The following is a 19,173-nucleotide window of genomic DNA, read 5'->3' as shown; positions in this document are numbered from 1 at the left end:
ATGCGATAATCCCACGATGCAAAAAAATCTCTCCGAAGCCACCGCGCAGGCGCTGCCGGGTGGCTTGCGCGGTACCTTGATGGTGCAGGGCACCACCTCCGACGCCGGCAAGAGCACCCTGGTGGCGGGCCTTTGCCGGGTGCTGGCCCGCGCCGGCGTGCGCGTGGTTCCGTTCAAGCCCCAGAACATGGCGCTCAACAGCGCGGTCACCGCCGACGGCGGCGAGATCGGGCGCGCGCAGGCCTTGCAGGCGCTGGCCGCCGGGCTGGCGCCGCATACGGATATGAATCCGGTGCTGCTCAAACCCAGCAGCGATACCGGCGCGCAGATCATCATCCATGGCCAGGCGCGGCTGGATCTGGATGCACGCGCCTATCACGCCTACAAGCCGGTGGCGATGCAGGCGGTGCTGGCCTCGCACCGGCGCCTGGCCAGCGCCTACGAGGTAGTCATGGTGGAGGGCGCCGGCAGCCCGGCGGAGATCAACCTGCGCGACCGCGACATCGCCAACATGGGTTTTGCCGAAGCGGTCGACTGCCCGGTGGTGCTGGTGGCCGACATCGACCGCGGCGGCGTGTTCGCCCACCTGGTGGGCACGCTGGACTGCCTGTCGGAATCCGAACGCGCGCGCATCAAGGGCTTCATCATCAACCGCTTCCGCGGCGACATCGCGCTGCTGCAGCCCGGGCTGGACTGGCTGGAGGCGCGCACCGGCAAACCCGTGCTGGGCGTGCTGCCCTACCTGCATGGCCTGCACCTGGACGCCGAGGACGCCATCATCGGCGCGCAGGCGGCCAAGCAGGGCGAACTGCTGCGCGTGATCGTGCCGGTGCTGCCGCGCATTTCCAATCACACCGATTTCGATGCGCTGCGCGCGCATCCACAGGTGGACCTGCGCTTCATCGGCCCCGGCATGCCGATCCCGCCGGCCGACCTGATCGTGCTGCCAGGCAGCAAGAGCGTGCGCGCCGACCTGGCCTTCCTGCGCGCCAATGGCTGGGAGCCAGCCCTGCGTCGGCACCTGCGCTATGGCGGCAAGGTGATCGGCATTTGCGGCGGCATGCAGATGTTGGGCCGGCGTGTGGACGACCCGGCCGGCAGCGAAGGCACGCCCGGCAGCAGCGATGGCTTCGGACTGCTGGACTACGAGACGGTCCTGGCGCCGCACAAGCAACTGCGGGTGGTGAGCGGCCGGCTGGCCTTGAAAGACGACAGCGAGGCCGCCGTGCAAGGCTATGAGATCCATATGGGCGTGACCACCGGCGCGGCGCTGGCGCGCCCGGCGCTATGGCTCGAAGGCGAGCGCCCGGACGGCGCGCAGTCGGAGGACGGCCAGGTGCTGGCCTCCTACGTCCACGGCCTGTTCGACCAGCCCGAGGCCTGCGGCGCGCTGCTGCGCTGGGCCGGGCTGGCGCGGGCCGAAGGCGTCGACCTGGCCGCGCTGCGCGAGGCGTCGCTGGAGCGGCTGGCCGACACGCTCGCCGCGCATCTCGACCTGGGCGCCTTGCTGGCGCCCCTGCAAACGTCGCCGTTGGCCGGGCCGCCCGCGCGCGGCAACTGCTAAACTCGCAGGCGGGTCCGCTCCGCCGGGGCCCGCTAACGACAAACGGCAAGGCCGTGGCGGAAGCCGGAGCGGCGCGCCCGAGGGCAGCGCCGCCATGGAAAGCCATTGTGGAGACACCCATGCCCGTAGTCGTGATCGCCAATCCCAAAGGCGGCGTAGGCAAGACCACGCTGGCCACCAACCTGGCGGGCTATTTCGCCAGCGCCGGTCATGCCGTGATGCTGGGCGATACGGACCGCCAGCAATCCTCGCGCGCCTGGCTGCGTTTGCGGCCGGCCTCGGCGCCGGCCATCCGCACCTGGGACATCAGCTCCGACCAGATCGCGCGTCCGCCCAAGGGCACCACCCATGTGGTGCTCGACACCCCGGCCGGCCTGCACGGCTGGCGCTTCAACGACGTGATGAAGCTGGCCCACCGCGTGGTGGTGCCGCTGCAGCCTTCCTTGTTCGATATCCTCGCCACCCAGGATTTCCTCGCTCGCCTGGCCGACGACAAGCGCGTGCGCCACGGCGAGGTGGAGGTGGGCGTGATCGGCATGCGGGTCGACCTGCGCACCCGCTCGGCCGAGCAGTTGCAGCGCTTTGTCGCGGACCTGGGGCTGCCGGTGCTGGGTTTCCTGCGCGATACACAGAACTACGTGCAGCTGGCCGCGCACGGGCTGACCTTGTGGGACGTGGCGTCATCCCGCGTGGCGCGCGACTGGGATCAGTGGCAGCCCATCATCGGCTGGCTGGAGCAGCCCGCCCTGGCTAAGCGCCCAGCCGCCTGAGCAGGGCGTCCACCGACGGCCAGCTGACGCGGCGTACGGCCACGATAAGGCTGGAGCCGGGAAACGCATCGTCGAACGGCTCGCTTTCGATGCCGTCCAGGCGCCGGTAGAACTCGCGCGCCTGGGTGTTGCTGTCCAGCACATAGAGGAAGAGCGGCTGCCCGGGCCATCCGCTGGCCGCGCGCCGCGCGCAATGCGCGAACAAGCGCTTGCCGAGGCCCAGTCCATGCCATTGCGGCAGCACATGCAGGTTGTCCAGGTACACGCCGAATTGCTGCTCGGCTTCCGGTTGCAGGCAGGCAAAACCGGCCGGCTCGCCGTCCACGCGCGCGAGCGTGACCTCCAGCGGCCCCTCGGCGCCATCCACCAGGCGTGCCCGCCAGGCCCGCAGCCGCTCGGCCGGCACTTCCCGTTCCAGGTAATCCGCTGGCAACTGGCCCTGGTAGGCGTGGCGCCAGCTTTGCGTGTGCAGTTCGGCAATCAGCGCGGCATCTCGGGCTGCGGAGGACAGCAATTCAATCGATCTGGGCATCTTCAGGGCAGGCGTGCGGGGCCGGCGGTGGCCACGCACGCCATTCTGCCGTAATCCGGTGCGGCCCCGCCACAGTCTTGCTCCCGTCACGCGCGGGCTTGTAGCGCCTGATAGAATCGCGAATCTTTCGCATTCTCATTTTTACTGGCGTGACGTATCCATGCGTTGCCAGCATGTGATGCGTAATACATAACCCCCCCAAAACTGCTCTCTGCCTCCCATGGTCACCGGCCGCCTGCGCGTTGTCTTCGTCAAGATTCATCTCTACATCGGCTTAACGCTGGGTTTGCTGTTCGTCATGCTGGGCCTGACCGGCACCGCCATCGCCTGGCGCGATGAACTCGATGCGCTGCTCAACCCCGGATTGCTGACCGCCTCGGCCGAGGTGCCGCTGCCGGTCGCGCCGGCGACGGTGCAGGCGGCGACCGACAAGCTGCAGGCCGATCCGCGCTACGGCCGTCCCAGGCTGCTGATGCTGCCGTCCACGCCGCACGAGGTGTTCGTGGCCTGGTACCCGCTCAAGGGCGCGGATGCCGGCCGTTCGCGCCAGGTCATGGTCGATCCTGTCACGCTGGCGGTGAAAGGGGAGCGGGTCTGGGGCGAGCCGGGGCTGTCGCGCCCGCTGCTGATGCCCACCTTGTTCCAGGTGCACCATTACCTGCTGTCCGGCGAGACGGGCCGGACCATTCTCGGCATTGCCGGCATGCTGCTGCTGGTGATGGTGATCTGCGGGGTCGCGATGTGGTGGCCCAAGCTCAAGCCGCGTGCGGTGTTGCAGGCCTTTCGCATCACGCACGGCGGTTCCTGGTCGCGCTTCAACTATTCGCTGCACCGCGCGGGCGGTATTTTCGCGGCGCCGGTGCTGGCCACCATGGCGTTTTCCGGCTGGTACCTGGACCTGCCCAAGTGGGTGACGCCGCTGGTGGCCGGCGTGATGACGGTGACGCCGCCCGGCCAGCCGGCATCGGCTCCTGCGCCCGCCGGAACGCCGCCGCTCGGCGCGGCGCAAGCGGTCAGCGCAGCCCAGGCGCTTTACCCCGCCGCGCAGGTCACGCGGGTGAGTTTCCCGCGCAAGGCCGGCGATCCCTTCGAGGTCCGCGTGCGCCAGCCCGGCGAGGTACGCCAGGGCAGCGGCGCCACCCGGATCTGGCTCGATGCCCACACGGGCAAAGGGCTCGGCGTGCGCGATCCGATGGCCGCGCCCGCCGGCGATACCTTCCTCAACTGGATGTACCCGCTGCATACCGGTGAAGCCTTCGGTTTGCCGGGGCGGGTCTTTATCTCGGTGTTCGGGCTGGTGCCGCTGCTGTTCGCCGTGACCGGGGTGCTGATCTGGTGGAAGCGGCGGCGCGGGCATCGGCGCCATGTGGCCCGGACGCTGCAACGCGCCGGGGTGCGGACCGCCTGACCGGGCCGGGTCTGCCCGGGCGGTGCCCCGGCAGGGCCTTGAACGACAAAAAGAGAAGCGGCCCTGGGGCCGCTTCTCTTTTTTCCGGAGTGTGTGCGGCGTCAGCCGCTCCCGGCGTCAGATCTCGAGATTGTCGATCAGCCGGGTAGCCCCCAGCTTGGCTGCCGTGAGGATCACCAGCGGCTCGCCCGCCACGTATTCCTCGCGGGTCGGCGGCTGCAGGTCTACCTGCTTGCGGATGGCAATGTAGTCCGGCTTCCAGCCGCGCGCCTGCAGCGCAGCCTGTGCATTGGCCTCGATCGCGGCCAGGTCGGCGCTGGCGCTGTTGGCGGCCAGCACGGTATTGCGCACGTCATGCAGCGTCTTGTAGAGCACCGGTGCCTCGGTGCGCTCGTCGGGCGTCAGGTAGCGGTTGCGCGAGGACAGGGCCAGGCCGTCCTCGGCGCGCACGGTCTCGGCCGGCACGATGTCGATCGGCAGCGCGAACTGGTTCACCATGCGGCGCACGATCATCAGCTGCTGGTAGTCCTTCTTGCCGAATACCGCCACGCGTGGCTGCGCGCACGAGAACAGCTTCATCACGACCGTGCAGACGCCTTTGAAGAAACCGGGGCGGAATTCGCCTTCGAGGATGTCGCCGAGGTCGTGCGGCGGCTCCACGCGGTATTCCTGGGGTTCGGGGTACATGTCCCGCTCGGTCGGCGCAAACAGCACGTACACGCCTTCCTTCTGCAGCTTCTCGATGTCGTCCTGCAGCGTGCGCGGGTACTTGTCGAAATCCTCGTTGGGACCGAACTGCAGCCGGTTGACGAAGATCGACGCGACCACCGGGTCACCGTGCTGGCGCGCCAGGCGCATCAGCGACAGGTGGCCTTCGTGCAGGTTGCCCATGGTCGGCACGAAGGCCGCCCGGTTCTGTCCGCGCAACTGGTCCCGCAACTCGTGAATGGAGGAGATGACTTTCATGAAGTTGGTGTGCTGGTCGTGGTAGGGATGACCCTGGCGCATACGCGCGCCCGAGAAGCCGGTCTGGTGCTCTTGGTGGCGCCGACTGTCGGCGGATTGTAGAGCATGTGGCCCGAGGCGGGCGCCGCTATCGGTGCGCCCTAGCTGGGAATGTACGCCAATCGCACATAAATCGGCGCAAACGGCTCGGCCTGGGTGATCTCCACCAGGGATTCGCGCGAGAGCTCCAGCATGGCGATGAAGTTGACCACCACCACCGGCACGCCCTTGCCGGAGCGCACGGCTTCGTCGAAGAGCTCGCTGAATTCCATGAAGCGCGTATGCTGCAGGCGCCGCAGGATGTGGCTCATGTGCTCGCGCACCGACAATTCCTCACGCGATATCTTGTGGTGCTGGTTGAGCCTGGCGCGCTTGAGCACGTCGGCCCAGGCGGCCTGCAGGTCCACGACCTCGACATCGGGAAAGCGTGGCGCGAGGCTTTGCTCGATATAGACCTGCGAGTGCAGGAAGTCGCGCCCGAGCTGCGGCACCTGGTCGATGCGCATGGCCGCCAGCTTCATCTGCTCGTATTCGAGCAGGCGGCGCACCAGTTCGGCCCGTGGATCCTCTTCTTCCTCGTCGCTGTCGCTTTTCTTCACCGGCAGCAGCATGCGCGACTTGATCTCGATCAGCATGGCCGCCATCAGCAGGTACTCGGCCGCCAGCTCAAGATTGCTCTTGCGGATCTGGTCGATATACGTGAGGTACTGGCGCGTCACTTGCGCCATCGGGATATCGAGGACGTTGAAGTTCTGCCTGCGGATCAGGTAGAGCAGCAGGTCCAGCGGCCCTTCGAACGCTTCCAGGAAGATTTCCAGCGCATCCGGCGGGATGTACAGGTCCTGGGGCAGCTTGAACAGCGGCTCGCCATACAGGCGCGCGAAGGCCATGCCGTCGACGGCGCCCGGCGTGGAGTCCTGTCCGGGTGCCACGCCGGGCAGCTCGATCGGCGGCTTCAGCTTGTCCTGCTCGCTCTGGTTCATCTAGGGGCGGGCGCTCGAGGGGGCGGGTACGGCTTCAGTCCAGCGAATAGACGTAAGGCTTCTGCGCCACGCGCGAGGCGTCGGCGCGGGCACGTTCTTCGAGATTGATCGGGCTCTTGTCCCACAGCAGGGCGCGGCCCTGGCGTTGTTCCGCTTCCAGGGAAGGGCGCTCATCCTTGAGCGACTTCAGGAACTGGGTGATATCCGATTCGTAGAGAGCCATGACGGGAAACAGTGGGAAATTGTCGAACGAGCCCGGATTTTACCGTATTGGCAGGGTCAGTAACGGGATTGCACGCGATTCCACCATTTTGATCCCACACCCCTGATGCGCCGCCGCCTGGGGGCGGTCTTTTTGGCGCCATCGGGCAGGCTGGCCGCCCGGGTGTGGTCAAATATCGACTTTGCGTGACGTGCACCAATCGATGAGGATGGATCCAGGGACCCCGCGCACCATGCCTGCCGGCTTTGTCGCCGCCTCCGGCGCAGAGCCGGGGGCGGCGGCCGCGCTGCGCCGCCTGGCGCGTCCGTTGCTGGCGGCCCTGGCGCTGTCCGCGGGGCCGGCCGCCGCCGCCTACAAGGTCGAGGTGGACGCGCCGAAGGCGATCAAGGAAATCCTGCAAGACCACCTGGACCTGTCACGCTACAGCGCGCGCGGCGACATCTCGCCGGACCAGTTCAACTACATGGTCGAGACGGTTGGCGAGCAGGTCCGCCAGTTCACCTCCACCGAAGGCTATTTCGATCCGCAGACCACCACCAAGGTGGAAGGCAGCGGCGATGAGCGCACCGTGACCATCACGGTGGACCCTGGCGCGCGCACCGTGATCCGTGCGGTCGACGTTAGCGTGAGCGGCCCCGCCGCCACCCAGTCGCCGGAGCAGATTGCCGAAATCCGGGCCAAATGGGGCCTGCCGGTGGGCGACCCGTTCCGGCAGGCGGACTGGTCCAAGGCCAAGGAAGACGCCCTGGTGGAGTTACAGAGCCATACCTACTACGGCGCCCGCATGACCGGCTCGCAGGCGCGCGTCGAGCCGGACGAGCATGCGGCGGACCTCAGCGCGCGTTTTGCCAGCGGCCCGGCATACCGCATGGGACCGCTGAAGATCAGCGGGTTGCGGCGTTATCCCGAGCAGATCATCCGCAACGTCAATCCGCTGTACGAGGGCGAGCCGTACCGCGTGGAGCGCTTGCTGGAATTCCAGCGGGCGATCCAGAACCAGCCCTATTTTTCCAACGTGCAGATCGACCTGGGCCAGCAAGAGTCGACGGATCAGGGCAAGGTGACCGAGGCGGGCACGGCCAGCGACGCCGAGCCAAAGGTCGACATGAACGCCGACAAGGTCACCGTGCCGGTGTATGTGCGCGTGCGCGAGTATCCCGTCAACCGGCTCTCGAGCGGCGTGGGCTACACCACCGATACCGGCGCCCAGGTCGAAGGCCGCTATTCCTATTACAACCTGTTCAACCGTGCCTGGGTGTTCGACTCGCAGGCGCGCATCGAGCAAAAACGCCAGTACGTTTTCGCGGAGATGGCCATGCCGCCCGATAGCAGGACGTACCGCAACAGCGTCTACAGCAGCTACGAACGCACCATCGACCTGGAAAGCACCGACCTGACCAGCCTGCGCACCGGCCTGAAGCGCTCCCGCTCGCGCGAGAATTACGACACCACCATCTCGCTGGACTATTACTACGACAACCTGCAGCCGTTCGGCGAGCCGAACCAGCTTAGCCGGGCGCTGGTGCCGGCTTTCGCATGGACGCGGCGCGACGTGGACAACCCGGTGTTCCCGCGCCGCGGCAATGTCATCAACACGCAGGTTGGCGTGGCGGCCCAGCACGTGCTGAGCGACGAGACCTTCTTCCGCGTCTACGGCCGTATCCGCCAGTACATCCCGGTGGGCAAACGCGACCTGGTGGTGGCCCGGCTGGAACTGGGCGCCGATATCACCAGAGGCGACGTCACCAAGGTACCGGCCTCGCTGCGCTTTCGCGCCGGCGGCACCGATTCGATCCGGGGCTACAGCTATCAGTCGATCGGCACGCGCGACGGCGCCAGCGTGCTGCCCGCCAAATACCTCGGCACTGCCAGCCTGGAATACCAGTACTGGTTCCTGCCCGACTGGGGCGCCGCGGTTTTCTGGGACGTGGGGACCGCCACCGACAACCTGACCGGCGTCAAGCTCTACAACGGCGTGGGCATCGGCGCGCGCTGGCGCAGCCCGGTCGGGCCGGTGCAGCTCGATATCGGCTACGGCATCCAGAATACGCAGTTCCGCCCGCATATTTCGCTTGGAGTCGCGTTCTGATGGCGATGCGACCCTGCCGGCAGGCCGGCGCCTTCCATCCACGCAGCCGCAAGGCGTTTGCCGCATGAGCATCCCCGACATGCCTCCCGTTCCCGCCCGCGATGCCGGCGCACCCGGACCGGCGCGTCCGCGCCGGGCGCGCGTCTGGCGCTGGCTGGCGTGGCTGGTGGTGGTGTTGCTCGTGCTGCTGCTGGCGGCGCTGTCGGCCGTGGCGCTGGCCCTGCGCACCGAGGCGGGCACGCGCCAGCTGTGGTCAATGGCCACGCGGCTGTCCGCCGGCGCCTTGTCCGGCAAGCTGGAGGGCGGCACGATGGCCCAGGGCCTGCGCCTGCGCGATGTGGTGTTCGCGAGCGGCGAGACACGCGTGACGGTGGACCGCCTCGATGGCAACTGGTCGTTCAACTGGTCGCCGACCCGTTTGCATGTCAAATGGCTGCGCATCGGTGCGGTGACGCTGCGTTTGCCCCCGGCCCAGCCCGACAGCGCGCCTGCCACGCTGCCCAAATCGCTCGAGCTGCCGCTGTCGGTGGACGTGGATACGCTCACCCTGGCACGCCTGGCCTTGCTGCAGGGGCCGCCGGCCACGCCCAGCGAGATGGTGTTTGCCGACCTGGCGGGTTCGCTGCATTCCGACGGGCAGCACCATCGCGCCAGCGTGGAACACCTGGTCACGCCGTATGGCAAGCTCGCTGCCAATGCGCAGATCGCCGGCCAGGCGCCTTTCGCATTGACCGGCGCGGCCCTGCTGGAGGGCAGCTGGGAGAAGGAGTCCTTCAGCATCAGTGCCAGTATGCGTGGCTCGCTCGCCGCCCTGCGCGCGGAAGTCGAGGCCAGCGGCGATCGAATGCGCGGCCGCGCCGGGGCCGACCTGACGCCGTTCGGCAAGGTGCCGTTCACCCATGTGGTGGTCAACGGCGAGCACATCAATCCGCGCCTGTTCAGCGCTTCGGCGCCGCAAGCCAACCTGTCCGTGCAGGCCGAGTTGCGGCCGGTGGATGGGGCGGGCGCACCGGCACCGGCACCGGCGGCATCCTCGCCGGCGGCTGCCAGCGCCCCGGTTGCAACGGCATCGGCGGTTCCCGCCTCCGCCGCCAGCGCAAAGCCAGTCAGCGCCACCGACGAGGCGCCCCTGCGGGTAGCGGGCGACGTGCGCATCGTCAACCATGACGCCGGCAAGCTCGACGCCGAGCGCCTGCCGGTGGAATCGGTGCAGGGGCACATCGAGGTCAGCGAGACGGCACAGACGGTGCGCGACCTGCGCGTGGCGCTGGCCGGCGGCGGCGAGATCCGTGGCGGCGGCGCGCTGCACGAGGGCCGCGGCGGCTTTGACCTCGACGTGCGCAACCTCGACCCGCAAGCCCTCTATGGCAGCCTGAAGCGCGTGCGTTTGTCCGGCCCGGTGATCCTGCGGCTGGAGCCCGGCCGCCAGAGCGCGGCGCTGGACCTTGCCGGCGGCGAGTTCAAGCTGTTCGCCGATGCGCGCCTGGACGCCGAGGCAGTGACGCTGACCGCGCTGCGCGCCGGCATCGGGTCGGGCACGCTCAACGCCGAGGGCAAGCTTTCGCTCAAGGACGAGCAGCCCTTCAGCTTCAAGGGCAAGCTCACCAATTTCGACCCCGCGCGCGTCGCCACGGTGGCGCCCGGCCGCATCAATGCCGACTTCACTGCCAGCGGGACACTCGCGCCGGAGCGGCGCGTGGCGCTCGATTTCTCGGTGCGCGACAGCGTCTATGCCGGGCTGCCGATGCGCGGCGAGGGCAAGCTGCGCCTGGCCGGCGAGCGCCTGCTGCCGAGCCAGGCCACGATTGACATGGCCGGCAACCAGGCTCAGCTCAGCGGCAGTTTCGGCGCGCGCGGCGATCGCCTGAAGCTGCATGTGGACGCGCCCCAGCTCGAGCGGCTCAAGTTCGGCGTGGCCGGCGTGCTCAAGCTCGATGCCGACATCACCGGCACCCTGGCGCGGCCGGAAATCGTGGGCACCTATAGCGCCCAGTCGCTGGTGGTGGGCCCGCACCATGTCGCCAGCGCCAGCGGCAGCGCGGAGCTGCGCGGGGGGCTGGATGGCACGCTCGCGCTACAACTGAACGCGCGCGACTATCGTGGCCCGGTTGCCACGCTGCGCACGCTCGACGTGACGCTCAGCGGCACCCAGGCCAAGCACAGCTTCGAGCTGAAGACGGCCGGCACGCTGCACGACAAGCCGATGCAGCTGACCCTGGCGGGGCAGGGTGCCTGGCAGGGCCAGGCCGGCTGGAACGGCACCATCCGCACCCTGGAAGAACGCGGCACCGTCAATGTGCGGCTGATAGCGCCTGCACAGCTGCTGGTGGCCGACCAGCATGTGCGGCTGGGCGCCGCCGGCCTGCAGTTCGAGCGCGCCCGCGTCAATGTGGACAGTTTCGAGTTCGATCATGGCCGCATCCGCACGCAGGGCAACCTCGACGGCTTGCAGGTGGCAAACCTGCTGCGCCTGGCCGAGGCGCTCAGCGGCGAGGCGCCGCCGGTGCGCTCGGACCTGGTGCTGGACGGGCGCTGGAACATCACGCTGGCCGAGACCGCCTCCGGCTTCGCCGAGTTGCGCCGCCGCAGCGGCGATGTCTCCATGAGCGCGGGTCGGGGCTTCACCACCCTGGGACTAGGCGAGAGCGCGCTGCGCGCCGAGTTTGCCGGCAGCCGCGTCAACCTGCGCGGCGGTGTAGAAGCCGCGCGCCTCGGCAAGCTGGTGGTGGACGCGTCCGCCGGACTGCTCCAGGACCAGGGCTTGATGACGGTGACGCCGGCTTCCGCGCTGGCGGGCAAGGTGTCGCTGGATGTGCCGAAGATCAAGACGCTGGAAGCGTTTACCGGGCCGCAATACGCGTTCGATGGCAAGCTGGCGGCCACCCTGCAGCTTGCCGGCACGGTCGGCAACCCGTTGCTCACCGGCAATATCGACGGCAGTGGCATCGCTATCACGCTGTATGACCTGGGCATCCGTCTGACCGACGGCATCGTGCGCGTCGCGCTCGACCAGAACGCCATTGAGCTCAAGCAGGTGGAATTCCGCGGCGGCGACGGCAAGATCGTGGCCACCGGCAACGTGAAGCTGGGGGAGACCGATCCGAACCTGGCGGGCAAGATCGTGGCCGACAAGCTCCAGATCTTCGCCAGCCCCGAGCGCACCCTGATCGTTTCCGGCGATGCCAGCATCGTCAACGAGAACCGCCAGATCGTGATCCGCGGCAAGTTCCGCGTAGACCGCGGCCTGTTCGACCTGCCCAAGGCCGGTGCCCCGGAGCTGGGCGACGACGTGGTGGTGGTGCGCCGTCGCGACCAGCGCCAGATCAAGACCGCCGCTACACCTGTGCCGGAAACCGCGCCGGCCAGCCGCTTCAGCCCGCTGATCGATCTCACGCTCGATCTGGGGGACAACTTCCGCTTCCGCGGGGCCGGCGCGGACCTGCGCCTGGGCGGCCAGCTCGGCATCAAGAGCGCGCCGCTGACCCCGCTGCGCGCCACCGGCACCATTCGCGTGACCGACGGCACCTATGAAGCCTTCGGGCGCAAGCTGAACATCGAGCGCGGCATCGTCAATTTCAACGGTCCGGTGGACAATCCCAACATCAATATCCGCGCCATGCGCCGCAACCAGGAGGTGGAGGCCGGCGTGGAGGTGACCGGCACGGTGCGCCTGCCGCGCGTCAGGCTGGTGTCGGAGCCGAATGTGCCGGAGGAGGATAAGCTGTCATGGCTGATGTTCGGTTATGGCGCTGAATCCGCCGCCGCCGGACAGCAGAAGCAGCTCGGTGGCGCGGCCCTGGGCGGCGCGGCGCTGGGTATGATCGGCGGGCGCGCCGGCAAGGGGATCGTGCAGCATTTCGGCATCGACGAGTTTTCCATCGGCCCGAGTACCGCGGGCCTTAACGACCAGCAGGTGGTAAGCGTGGGCAAGGCCGTGACCGAGCAGATCTCGGTGGGCTATGAGCAGAGCCTGACCAGTGCTTCCAGCGTGTTCAAGCTGACCTGGGCATTCTCGCGGCGCTGGTCGCTGGTTGCCAAGGGAGGTTCGATCAGTGGCCTCTCCCTGTTGTTCAACCGCCGCTTTGACAGTTGGGGCAATCTGTTCACCGGCGCGGGCGGCCGCGCCAGATCCGAAGGGAGCCAGACCGATGGCAGCAACGAAATCAACAGCAAAACCGGCGACGATGCACCCCGCGGTGCCGCCTCGGATGCCGCGCCTGCGCGGCCCTGAGGGGCAACGCTATTTCCTCCCTTCAGATACTGCCGCGTCGTACCGACGCCTTGCCGCCATGGGACTGATTTCCTCCGTGCTTGCCCTGTTCGGGTGCGACCAGCAGAAGGTCGACGAAGCGATGAAGAAGGCGGGCGATACCGCGCGCTCTACCTGGAACTCGGTCAAGCCCGATAGCCAGCTGTTCAAGGGCATCGTGGTGGGCGAGTCGGGCGAGGAGGACGTGCGGCGCCAGGCCGGGCGCCCGGAGATTGTCTGGGAAGAGGATGGGGGCGGGCGCCGCCTCGAATACCCGCGCGGGCCGGAGGGCGGCACTACCTGGATGGTGACGATCGGCGCAGACGGCAAGGTGCGCGCCATCGAGCAGGTGCTGACCGCGGAAAACTTCGCGCGCGTGCGCGCCGGAATGAGCCGCGACGACATCCGCCGCCTGCTGGGCAAGCCCACCAAGGTGGAAGCCTTCGCGCTCAATAAGGAGGAGGTCTGGGGTTATCGCTGGTGGGAAAGCTCGCAGGAGAAGGCCTTCTTCAACGTGCATTTCAATGCCGACGGCAAGGTAACCCACACCTCGCGCAGCGACGATCCCTCCAGGATGCAGGGCGGCTAGCCCACTACGGGCAGCGGGGCTTGCTGGCGGCGCGGCGTCAATCGACGCCAGCGCCGTTGCGGTATTGGCGGATCAGCGCGGGCGCGCCTCACCGCCTCGGTACATCAGCGGATACGCATGCCCGGGACCGCGCCTTCGTGCGGCTCCAGGATCCAGAGCCCGGGCGTGGCCTTCTCGTCCGCCGCGGAAGCGGCCAGCACCATGCCTTCGGACAGGCCGAACTTCATCTTGCGCGGCGCCAGGTTGGCCACCATCACCGTGAGCTTGCCCACCAGCTGTTCGGGCGTGTAGGCCGACTGGATGCCGGAGAAGACGTTGCGCGTCTTGCCTTCGCCCAGGTCCAGCGTCAGCTGCAGCAGCTTGTCCGAGCCTTCCACCTTCTGGCAAGCCACGATTTTCGCGACACGCAGGTCGATCTTGGCGAAGTCGTCGATGGTGATGGTCTCGGCGATCGGCTCGATCGAGGCGGCAGCAGCGTCCGCCGTGGCGGCGGGGGCGGTGGCTTGCAGCGAATCGCGGTTGGCGGCCAGCAGGGCATCGACCTGCTTGGCATCCACGCGGGTCATCAGGTGCGAGTACGGCTGCACCGGACGCGAGGCCGACAGTTGCTTGTCGATGCCGCGCCAGTCCAGCGGCTCGATATTGAGGAAGCGCTCAACGCCCGCGGCCATCTGCGGCACCACCGGCTTGAGATAGACGGTGAGCAGGCGGAAGGCTTCCAGCGAGACCGAGCAGGCGGCGTGCAGGGCGGCGCGCCTGGCTTCGTCCTTGGCCAGTTCCCACGGCTTCTCGGTGTCGACGAAGGCGTTCACTGCATCGGTGAGTTCCATCACCAGGCGCAGCGCTTTGCTGTACTCGCGGCCTTCATAGAAGTGCGCCACCTGCGGCGCGGCCGCGCGTAGTTGCTTGAGTAGCGGATGGGCCAGCGCGGCCTCGTCCACCACGCCATCGAAGCGCTTGACCAGGAAGCCGGCGGCGCGGCTGGCGATATTCACGTATTTGCCGATCAGGTCGCTGTTCACGCGTGCGATGAAGTCGTCGAGGTTGAGGTCGAGGTCTTCCATGCTGGCGTTGAGCTTGGCGGCGAAGTAGTAGCGCAGCCACTCCGGGTTCATGCCGGTATCGACGTAGCTCTGCGCGGTGATGAAGGTGCCGCGCGACTTGCTCATCTTGGCGCCGTCGACCGTCAGGAAGCCGTGCGCGAACACGTTGGTGGGCGTGCGGTAGCCCGAGAAACGCAGCATGGCCGGCCAGAACAGCGTGTGGAAATACAGGATGTCCTTGCCGATGAAGTGGTACTGCTCGGCGGTGGAATGCGGGCCCACCCAGGCGTCGAAATCGATGCCCTTCTTCTCGGCCAGGTTCTTGAAGCTGGCGTAGTAGCCGATCGGCGCATCCAGCCACACGTAGAAGTACTTGCCGGGTGCACCGGGAATCTCGAAGCCGAAGTACGGCGCGTCACGCGAGATGTCCCAATCCGACAGCGTCGAGGCCTCGCCTTCGGCGCCCAGCCATTCCTGCATCTTGTTGGCCGCTTCCGGCTGGGCCAGGTCGGCCACCCACTCGCGCAGGAAGGTTTCGCAGCGCGGGTCGGAGAGCTTGAAGAAGTAATGGGCGGAGGACTTGCGCACCGGCGTGGCGCCGGACACCACCGAATACGGGTTCTTCAGGTCGGTGGGCACGTAGGTGGTGCCGCAGACCTCGCAGGAGTCGCCGTACTGGTCCTTGGCGCCGCACTTCGGGCACTCGCCCTTGATGAAGCGGTCCGGCAGGAACATGTTCTTGACGGGGTCGTAGAACTGCTCGACCTCGCGCTCGGCGATCAGGTCTTCGGCCTTCAGCGCCAGGTAGATCTTCTCGGAGAGCTGCTTGTTCTCGTCGGAGTCGGTGCTGTAGTAGTTGTCGAACGACACCATGAAGCTGTCGAAATCACGCTTGTGCTCGGTCCACACGCGGTCGATCAGCTGCTTGGGGGTGATGCCTTCCTTTTCGGCCCGCAGCATCACCGGGGTGCCGTGCGTGTCGTCCGCGCCGACGTAGTACACCTCGTTGCCCATCATGCGCTGGAAGCGCACCCAGATGTCGGTCTGGATGTACTCCACCAGGTGGCCGATATGGATCTGGCCGTTGGCGTATGGCAGGGCAGATGTGACGAGGATGCGACGTGCGGTCATGGAAAAATTGCCGGTCAGGAGGGGGTTGGACAGTAAGGCGGGGGCGCCGCCGGGAGAATCAGGCGGGCACCGTGAGAGGGCTATTCTAGCAAGCGGGGCAGGCAGCGCGTGCACTCCGGCAAGGCGGAGCGGGAAGAGAGTGCTTTAAGTGACTTAAAAGTCACCAAAAAGCATCTGGGCAAAAAAAGCGCCGGTTAGTACCGGCGCAGCTTTCCACAACGGAAAAGGAGGAGAAATCAGGTACCGCCCGGGAGGTCAGCCACCCATCGCGAGCCAGCAACGGTGACAAGCGGTACCTGTTTCTATGACAGCATCATCGCTGAATTGGTTTCAAATAAATTTCGACCCGGCGATTTTGTGCGCGACCCGCCTCAGTGGCGTTGTCCGCCAAGGGCTGGGTTTGCCCCCGGCCTTCGGATGCCAGGCGGGTCCGGGCCACGCCGCGGTCACCCAGATAGGTCGCCACGCTCTGCGCGCGACGCTGCGACAGTTGCATGTTGTAGCTGGGATTGCCCGTGCTGTCGGTATGGCCAACCACGGTGGCGGAGACGTCCTGTTGCTGGGCAAGGGTCTGCGAGACCTGGTCCAGCACCGAGCGGAACGAGGGCTTGATGCTGGCGCTGTCCGTGTCGAAGGTCACCTGGCTCGGGATATTTACCTTCAGCGAGCCATCCGGCTGTTCGGTGATCTGGGTCCCGGTGCCGGCAGTGTCCTTGTTCAGCTTGCCGCGGATCGCGTTCCAGTTGTAACCCGTAGCTCCGCCGAGAGCCCCGCCTACCGCCGCGCCGACGAGCGTGCCGGTAGTGTTGCCGCCGATCAGGTTGCCCAGGCCGGCACCGACCGCAGCGCCCACACCGGTTCCGACCGCGGTCTGGGTGCCTTGTTCTGTAGCGCAGCCGGCGGCAAGAATGGCGACAACGGCAAGGCTGGCAAGCTTGAATTTCATGCTTTCTCCTTCAGGAAGGATCTTCTTGAGATGATTGTTGAAGTGGTGTGAGCTACACCACTAGAAATAACGCGGACGGCACGTGAACACAAGAGCCCGGGCGGTATTCCGCTGGCGTGCGTTCCTGGCGCACTACAATAAGGAGATGAAGCCGGGTGCACAAGCCTGTTGCTGTGACAGTTGTAAGTGCGTGTAATTCCACGCCCGCGTGAGGGGCTTGTCGTCCGCGCGCCACCCGCAGCCTGCGCTTCGCTCATACTTTGATACAGTACGCGCCTTCCCCATATTCAGTAGCGGAGATTGTCTTGAGCCTCACCGTCGACCAGGTTACCGAAGTCCTGCGCACCGTGATCGACCCCAACACGGGCCGGGATCTGGTGTCTACGCGCTCTGCCCGCAACGTGCGGGTCGAAGGCGGCGATGTGTCGCTTGAAGTCGAGCTGGGCTATCCCGGCAAGAGCCAGTTGGAACCGATCCGCAAGCAGGTGGTTGCTGCGCTGCGGCAACTGCCGGGCGTGACCAATGCCAAGGTGGCCGTCAGCATGAAGATCGTGGCGCATGCCGTACAGCGCGGCGTCAAGCTGCTGCCGGGCGTGAAGAACGTGATCGCCGTGGCGTCGGGCAAGGGCGGGGTGGGCAAGTCCACCACCGCCGTCAACCTGGCGCTGGCATTGTCCGCCGAGGGCGCCCGCGTGGGCATGCTCGACGCCGACATCTACGGTCCCAGCCTGCCGATGATGCTTGGCATCGACGGCCGCCCCGAGTCCTCCGACGGCCAGACCATGGAGCCGCTCGAAGGCCACGGCCTGCAGGCCAACTCCATCGGCTTCCTGATCGAGCAGGACAATCCCATGGTGTGGCGCGGCCCGATGGTGACCTCGGCGCTGGAGCAGTTGCTGCGCCAGACCAACTGGCACGATCTCGATTACCTGATCGTCGACATGCCGCCGGGCACCGGCGACATCCAGCTGACGCTGTCGCAGAAAGTGCCGGTTACGGGCGCCGTGATTGTCACGACGCCTCAGGACATTGCCTTGCTGGACGCCAAGAAGGGCCTGAAGATGTTTGAGAAGGTGGGGATTCCCATTCTCGGCCTCGTCGAGAACATGGCGGTCTACTGCTGCCCGAACTGCGGCCACGTCGAGCATATCTTCGGCGAAGGCGGTGGTGAGAAGATGTGCGAGGACTACGGCGTGGAGTTGCTCGGCAGCATGCCGCTGAACCGCTCGATCCGCGAGCAGGCCGACACTGGCCGCCCGACCGTGGTGTCCGACCCTGACAGCCCGATCGCCGAGCTCTACCGCGCCATGGCGCGCAAGGTGGCCGTGAAGGTGGCCGACCGTGCCCGCGACATGACCAGCAAGTTCCCCAGCATCGTGGTGCAGAACACCTGAACGCCATGGGCACGCCAGCCGATCCCGCCGCAGGCATCCCGGCCACCGGGTCCGATGCTGTGCCCGCTGGCCGGCCTGGCGTCACCATGGCCGTGGTGATGCGCCGCGTGGCGCTGCGCAGCCCCTGGCAACCGTGGAAATGGGAACTCGACGCCGTCCTGCCCGACCTCGGCGAGTTCGGTGCCGTGCCGCACTGCCTGGCGCAGGACGAGCATGGCGCGCGCTGGCTGTATCCAGGCTACGGCGTCACGCTGTTCCGCGATGAGGCGGAGGGGTATTACCTCAACCTCACCTCCACCGCGCCCTGCTGGTTCGTGCTCTGGCGCATGGCGGAGGAGGGCGGCCAGGCCGCCGTGCCCGCGTCGGACAATGGCGAGCCGTTGCCGCTGCCGGTCACCGTGACACTCTCCTACAACGAGGCCGGACGCTGGCTCGATGCCGGCGAAACCGTCGAAAATGTGCCGCTGGCGCCCGAGCAACTCGACTGGCTGCGCGCCTACGTGGCAGAGCATTACCGCCCGGAGCCCAAGAAACGCCGCCGCCCGGAATCGTTCAAGGCGCCGGAGGACCGGGCGCGCTACTGATGCAGGCTGGTACCGCATGAGCGATGACTCTTTCCTGTCGCGCTGGTCACGCCGCAAGGCCGCGGCGCGCCAGGGACAGCCGCTGGCGCCCGAACCGGCGCCACCCGTGCCGGCCGAACCGCCAGCGCCCGCTGACCGGTGGCAGGCGGAACCTGCCGCGCCGGCCGAGCCCCTCCCCACGCTTGCCGATGCCGCGTTGCTGCAGCCGGGCGACAGCATCGCGCGTTTCGTGGCGCGCGGCGTAGACGAAACCGTCAAGCGCGCCGCGCTCAAGACCTTGTTTGCCGATCCGCATTTCAATGTGATGGACGGGCTCGATATCTACATCGACGACTACGGCAAACCCGACCCGATTCCCCTCGATGTGCTGCGGCGCATGCGCCAGTCCGAGACGCTGGGCCTGTTCGCGCCGACCGACGACGAACTGGCTGCGGCACGCGCGGCGGAACAGGCGCTGGATGCGCCCGGAGCTGCGGTGCCGGAGGCGGAGCAGGCCACCGCGGGCCAGCCAGAGGCGCTGGAGTCCCCGCAAGCCGTGCCGCCTGAAATGCAGCCTCACGCGCCCGTTGCAGCCGCTCCCAAGTTGCCCGGCGCAGCGCACCAGCCCGACGATTCCGCCCCAGGCAAACACGCGTAGCCGCTGCCGCAACAGCGGCCTACAAT

The 19,173-nt window shown here is 67.3% G+C and carries 15 protein-coding genes; 9 read left to right on the top strand and 6 right to left on the bottom strand.

The window, feature by feature from the left end:
• Positions 1-79 precede the first annotated feature (79 nt).
• Positions 80-1,564, top strand: a complete 1,485-nt coding sequence (locus ACZY0R_RS32275; RefSeq protein WP_488866294.1) for a cobyric acid synthase — start codon at positions 80-82, stop codon at positions 1,562-1,564.
• Between the two features lie 119 nt (positions 1,565-1,683).
• Positions 1,684-2,334, top strand: coding sequence for a nucleotide-binding protein (locus tag ACZY0R_RS32270; RefSeq protein WP_488864190.1), 651 nt, complete (start codon positions 1,684-1,686; stop codon positions 2,332-2,334).
• On the opposite strand, the gene ACZY0R_RS32265 is transcribed toward ACZY0R_RS32270, so the two are convergent.
• A complete protein-coding gene (locus ACZY0R_RS32265) occupies positions 2,315-2,866 on the bottom strand; it encodes a GNAT family N-acetyltransferase (protein ID WP_488864188.1) in 552 nt (183 codons plus the stop codon). The two genes, ACZY0R_RS32270 and ACZY0R_RS32265, sit on opposite strands and share 20 nt — an antisense overlap.
• Positions 2,867-3,086: 220 nt before the next feature.
• Between ACZY0R_RS32265 and ACZY0R_RS32260 the strand changes: the two genes are divergently transcribed.
• Positions 3,087-4,274: a PepSY-associated TM helix domain-containing protein gene (locus ACZY0R_RS32260; protein WP_488864186.1), complete on the top strand. Its 1,188-nt coding sequence runs from the start codon at positions 3,087-3,089 to the stop codon at positions 4,272-4,274.
• Between the two features lie 117 nt (positions 4,275-4,391).
• On the opposite strand, the gene panC is transcribed toward ACZY0R_RS32260, so the two are convergent.
• The 3 genes from panC to ACZY0R_RS32245 all read right to left on the bottom strand — a co-directional run bounded on the left by panC (position 4,392) and on the right by ACZY0R_RS32245 (position 6,485).
• The gene (gene panC / locus ACZY0R_RS32255) at positions 4,392-5,240 is read right to left on the bottom strand and encodes a pantoate--beta-alanine ligase (protein ID WP_035864067.1); all 849 of its coding nucleotides are present in this window, start codon (positions 5,238-5,240) and stop codon (positions 4,392-4,394) included.
• Between the two features lie 140 nt (positions 5,241-5,380).
• Positions 5,381-6,262 (bottom strand): segregation and condensation protein A, encoded by an 882-nt coding sequence (locus tag ACZY0R_RS32250; RefSeq protein ID WP_488864183.1) that lies wholly within the window; start codon positions 6,260-6,262, stop codon positions 5,381-5,383.
• A 34-nt stretch (positions 6,263-6,296) separates the two neighbouring features.
• Positions 6,297-6,485, bottom strand: a complete 189-nt coding sequence (locus ACZY0R_RS32245) for a DUF3460 family protein (protein WP_035863727.1) — start codon at positions 6,483-6,485, stop codon at positions 6,297-6,299.
• A gap of 232 nt (positions 6,486-6,717) precedes the next feature.
• On the opposite strand from ACZY0R_RS32245, the gene ACZY0R_RS32240 reads away from it, so the two are divergent.
• The 3 genes from ACZY0R_RS32240 (at position 6,718) to bamE (ending at position 13,412) form a co-directional block, all read left to right on the top strand.
• Positions 6,718-8,574, top strand: coding sequence for an autotransporter assembly complex protein TamA (locus ACZY0R_RS32240; RefSeq protein ID WP_488866292.1), 1,857 nt, complete (start codon positions 6,718-6,720; stop codon positions 8,572-8,574).
• Between the two features lie 64 nt (positions 8,575-8,638).
• Entirely contained in the window at positions 8,639-12,805 is a 4,167-nt protein-coding gene (locus ACZY0R_RS32235) for a translocation/assembly module TamB domain-containing protein (RefSeq protein WP_488864181.1), read from the top strand.
• A gap of 58 nt (positions 12,806-12,863) precedes the next feature.
• Positions 12,864-13,412: an outer membrane protein assembly factor BamE domain-containing protein gene (gene bamE / locus ACZY0R_RS32230; RefSeq protein WP_488864179.1), complete on the top strand. Its 549-nt coding sequence runs from the start codon at positions 12,864-12,866 to the stop codon at positions 13,410-13,412.
• A gap of 104 nt (positions 13,413-13,516) precedes the next feature.
• Here bamE and metG read toward each other — a convergent pair whose 3' ends face one another.
• Together metG and ACZY0R_RS32220 are read right to left on the bottom strand one after the other, a co-directional pair.
• Positions 13,517-15,586, bottom strand: a complete 2,070-nt coding sequence (gene metG, locus ACZY0R_RS32225; protein WP_488864177.1) for a methionine--tRNA ligase — start codon at positions 15,584-15,586, stop codon at positions 13,517-13,519.
• 313 nt (positions 15,587-15,899) lie between these two features.
• On the bottom strand, positions 15,900-16,532 hold the full coding sequence (locus ACZY0R_RS32220; RefSeq protein WP_488864175.1) for a YiaD family glycine zipper/OmpA-like lipoprotein: 633 nt from the start codon (positions 16,530-16,532) through the stop codon (positions 15,900-15,902).
• A 305-nt stretch (positions 16,533-16,837) separates the two neighbouring features.
• Here ACZY0R_RS32220 and apbC point away from each other — a divergent pair, with 305 nt between their 5' ends.
• From apbC to ACZY0R_RS32205, 3 genes are read left to right on the top strand one after another with little or no spacing between them, the layout of a single operon-like run.
• Positions 16,838-17,926, top strand: a complete 1,089-nt coding sequence (gene apbC / locus ACZY0R_RS32215; protein ID WP_488864173.1) for an iron-sulfur cluster carrier protein ApbC — start codon at positions 16,838-16,840, stop codon at positions 17,924-17,926.
• 5 nt (positions 17,927-17,931) lie between these two features.
• On the top strand, positions 17,932-18,510 hold the full coding sequence (locus ACZY0R_RS32210) for a DUF3305 domain-containing protein (RefSeq protein WP_488864171.1): 579 nt from the start codon (positions 17,932-17,934) through the stop codon (positions 18,508-18,510).
• A gap of 16 nt (positions 18,511-18,526) precedes the next feature.
• The gene (locus ACZY0R_RS32205) at positions 18,527-19,147 is read left to right on the top strand and encodes a DUF3306 domain-containing protein (RefSeq protein ID WP_488864170.1); all 621 of its coding nucleotides are present in this window, start codon (positions 18,527-18,529) and stop codon (positions 19,145-19,147) included.
• Positions 19,148-19,173: the final 26 nt, after the last annotated feature.

It is taken from the genome of Cupriavidus sp. F041 (genome assembly GCF_057814235.1).
This window is presented reverse-complemented; position numbering and strand designations above follow the sequence as displayed.

Excerpts from the sequence above, each read along its gene's own strand:
- ACZY0R_RS32245 (WP_035863727.1), bottom strand. The coding sequence starts at position 6,485 with ATGGCTCTCTACGAATCGGATATCACCCAGTTCCTGAAGTCGCTCAAG.
- ACZY0R_RS32270 (WP_488864190.1), top strand. The coding sequence starts at position 1,684 with ATGCCCGTAGTCGTGATCGCCAATCCCAAAGGCGGCGTAGGCAAGACC.
- ACZY0R_RS32260 (WP_488864186.1), top strand. The coding sequence starts at position 3,087 with ATGGTCACCGGCCGCCTGCGCGTTGTCTTCGTCAAGATTCATCTCTAC.
- ACZY0R_RS32250 (WP_488864183.1), bottom strand. The coding sequence starts at position 6,262 with ATGAACCAGAGCGAGCAGGACAAGCTGAAGCCGCCGATCGAGCTGCCC.
- metG (WP_488864177.1), bottom strand. The coding sequence starts at position 15,586 with ATGACCGCACGTCGCATCCTCGTCACATCTGCCCTGCCATACGCCAAC.
- ACZY0R_RS32220 (WP_488864175.1), bottom strand. The coding sequence starts at position 16,532 with ATGAAATTCAAGCTTGCCAGCCTTGCCGTTGTCGCCATTCTTGCCGCC.
- ACZY0R_RS32265 (WP_488864188.1), bottom strand. The coding sequence starts at position 2,866 with ATGCCCAGATCGATTGAATTGCTGTCCTCCGCAGCCCGAGATGCCGCG.
- ACZY0R_RS32205 (WP_488864170.1), top strand. The coding sequence starts at position 18,527 with ATGAGCGATGACTCTTTCCTGTCGCGCTGGTCACGCCGCAAGGCCGCG.
- ACZY0R_RS32210 (WP_488864171.1), top strand. The coding sequence starts at position 17,932 with ATGGGCACGCCAGCCGATCCCGCCGCAGGCATCCCGGCCACCGGGTCC.
- panC (WP_035864067.1), bottom strand. The coding sequence starts at position 5,240 with ATGAAAGTCATCTCCTCCATTCACGAGTTGCGGGACCAGTTGCGCGGA.
- ACZY0R_RS32235 (WP_488864181.1), top strand. The coding sequence starts at position 8,639 with ATGAGCATCCCCGACATGCCTCCCGTTCCCGCCCGCGATGCCGGCGCA.
- bamE (WP_488864179.1), top strand. The coding sequence starts at position 12,864 with ATGGGACTGATTTCCTCCGTGCTTGCCCTGTTCGGGTGCGACCAGCAG.
- ACZY0R_RS32240 (WP_488866292.1), top strand. The coding sequence starts at position 6,718 with ATGCCTGCCGGCTTTGTCGCCGCCTCCGGCGCAGAGCCGGGGGCGGCG.
- ACZY0R_RS32275 (WP_488866294.1), top strand. The coding sequence starts at position 80 with ATGGTGCAGGGCACCACCTCCGACGCCGGCAAGAGCACCCTGGTGGCG.